General features: G+C 66.7%; 1 protein-coding gene. It reads right to left on the bottom strand.

Going from position 1 to position 3174, the window contains the following annotated elements:
- On the bottom strand, positions 1–3150 hold a 3150-nt coding region (locus tag ACIBF5_RS32630; protein WP_396816744.1), incomplete at its 3' end, for an amino acid adenylation domain-containing protein.
- Positions 3151–3174 lie beyond the last annotated feature (24 nt).

Genomic DNA, 3174 nt, shown 5'->3' with positions numbered 1-3174 from the left:
AGCCTCAAACAAACCAGACAACGACCCCCCAGACACCTCCCGCACAGTCTCATTCCACCCAAACAACACCCGATCACGCACCTCGTCACCGAGGACATCGATCTCGTGGAACGACGTACGTGCGGATTCCAGCGCCGACACGAGGCTCTCCACCGCGACGGAGATCATCGTCGAGATCGGTGCCGGGGCAGCGGCCTGCACGGAGATCGAGAACTCCTCGCCCAGGTCGTCGACCATGACGGCGATCGGGTAGTTGGTGCGTTCCCTGACCTCCAGGAGGGTGATGCCCTCCAATCCGTCCGCCGCCACGAGAGGGGTGGTGTGCCGATAGTTGAGCAGCGTGGTGAAGAGCGGCGTGCCAACCGGGACGCCGCTGGCACGCTGCGCGACGGCGAGTGGGGTGTGCTCGTGCGTCTGGAGGTCGGCGAGCTGGTTCCGTACGGAGGACAGCATCTGCGTCAGGCTCTGACCGGCGTCGGTGGTGACGCGCACCGGCAACGTGTTGATGAACAGGCCCGGGGTGTCGCCGCCGCCGCTCATCCGACCGAAGAGGACGGTGCCGAAGACCACGTCGTCGCGACCGGAGATCACCGACAGGACACGCGCCCAGACGGCGTGGAAGAGCACCGCCGGACTCATGCCAGTCCGGCGGGCCACGGTCCGCAGCCGCCGGGCCAGGGTGGGTGAGAGCTTGCCGGTCGCCTCGGTGATGCCGCTGCCATCACCCTGCACGTCCAGCAGACCGAACGGCGCGGTCGGCTCGTCCACGCCGCCGAGCAGCGACGCGAAGTAGCGTTCATGGTCGTCCCGGGACGCACTCGCCAGCGCCCGAGCGACGTGATCGCGGAACGGCACCGGCTCGGGAAGGTGGTCGCCACGCCCGGCGATGACCGCCCGTACCTCCCGGAGCAGGACGTCCATCGCCGCGTGGTCCTGGACGATGTGGTGGATCCGCACTATGGCCTCGTCGCCGGTGACCTCGACCCGGATCAGCGGTGCCTGGCTGAGGTCGATGTCGCCGCCGGACATCTCGATCCGCGCGGTCCGCTGGACCACCTGGACCGGTGCCCGCAGTCCCTCCCAGACGATCGCCGTGCGGAGGACCTCGTGCCGGTCGACCACCTGCTGCAACGCGCCCAGGAAGACGTCAAGACGCGCCCGGGTGTCGAAGCGCAGCGTCAGCGGCAGGACATAGACGTCGCCGGAGCCGGTCTCCCGGCTCATCAGGTGGTGGAAGAAGATGCCTTCCTGAAGGGGCGCGAGCGGATAGATGTCGACGATGTTCGCCGCTCCGCCGGGAATCCGGCCGGCGATGACGTCGATTTCCTTCTGGGTCAGGTCCACCAGCGGGAACGCATCCGGGGCGAACGCCTCGCCGGTCCGCCTCGGCGGCACCGCGATCTCCTCGATGGCATTGCCGAAGGTGCGGGCCAGGCCCGCCGGGGTCGGGGTCAGGAAGATCGAGCGTACGTCGACGGCCACGCCACGGTCACGCAACCGCTGGACAAGAGCGATCGCCAACAGGGAATGCCCACCAAGACCGAAGAAATCATCGTCCGCACCAACCCGCTCAACCCCCAGAACCTCAGCAAAAGCCTCACAGACCAACACCTCCCGAAGCGTCCCCGGAGCACGATAAACATCACCCGAGACAAACTCCGGAGCCGGCAACGCCCTCCGATCCACCTTCCCGTTCACCGTCAACGGCAGAGCATCCAACGCCACCACCACCGCCGGCACCATGTAATCCGGCAAACGACCACGCAGGGCAGCCGGCTCGGCCGACCCCACGACATACGCGACGAGCCGGCCCTCCCGAGCCACAGCCACCGCCTGCACCACTCCCGGCAACGCCAGCAGCGCCGCCTCGACCTCGCCAAGCTCGACGCGATAACCACGCACCTTCACCTGATCATCGACACGGCCCAGGAACTCCAGATTCCCGTCACCACGCCACCGCACCAGATCCCCGGTCCGATACAACCGCCCACCAGGGCCACCGAACGGATCGGCCACAAACCGCTCCGCCGTCAACCCCGGCCGATTCAAATAACCACGAGCCAACTGCACGCCCGCTACATACAACTCCCCAACAACACCCACCGGAACCGGCCGCAACCCGGCATCCAACACGTACAAACGGGTGTTCCACACCGGCCGACCGATCGGGACCGGCCCCTCGTCGTCACCAGCACCCAACCGGTAATCCGCCACCGCCACCGTCGTCTCGGTCGGACCATAGCTGTTGACCGCCGCGACGCCCCGCCTCCAGGACCCACCCTGAAGCGCCTCACCACCAATCACCAGCAGCTCGGACGGCACCTCGGACACCATCGGCAAATGCCCAGGCGTCACCTTCAAGAACGACAGACCAGAAACCGAATCAACATCACCCACCACCACCTGACCACCACACGCAAGCGCCCCGAAAACCGAAGTGACCGTGGTGTCGAAGGCTGGCGAGGCGTGGAACAGCACACGGCCGTCCAAGCCGGGATACACCTCGGCCACCCGAGCGACGTAGTTCACCAGGCCCCGGTGGGTGACCACCACACCCTTCGGACGCCCGGTCGACCCCGACGTATAGATCACATAAGCCGGATGATCCGGCGCCACCACACGACGGAACCCAGCCTCAGAGGCCACCACCGACGCCAACACGTCGGCGGTCACCACCACCCGAGGCTCCGCGTCCGCCAACATCAACTCCACCCGATCAGCGGGATGCTCCGGATCGACCGGCAAATACGCACCACCCGCCTTCCACACACCCAACAACGCCACCACCAGATCCACCGAACGAGGCAACACCACCGCCACCACCGACTCCGGGCCCACACCGCGATCGACCAACCACCGCGCCAATCCACCCGCCCGCGCATCAAGCTCCCGATAGGAAACCCCATCCACGGCAAACGCATCCGGCGCTGCCACCACCCGCGCCTCGAACAAGTCCAACACGGACACCGCAGACACCAGCCGACCGGTGTCATTCCAACCCCGCAGAACCAACTCACGCTCACTGTCGCCCGCAACATCGACCCGACTCACCACTGTGTCCGGATCCCGCACGATCGCGGTCAACACCCGCACGAACCGCTCCGCCAGCATCTCCGCGTCCGCCGCGTCGAACAGATCCGCCGCGTACACAATCCGCCCCCGCAAACCATCCGA

Origin of the sequence: Micromonospora sp. NPDC050417 (assembly GCF_044458865.1) — a bacterium.
Lineage (GTDB): Bacteria > Actinomycetota > Actinomycetes > Mycobacteriales > Micromonosporaceae > Micromonospora_G.
The sequence above is the reverse complement of the archived record's forward strand: the minus strand, read 5'-3'. Positions and strand labels throughout refer to the sequence as shown.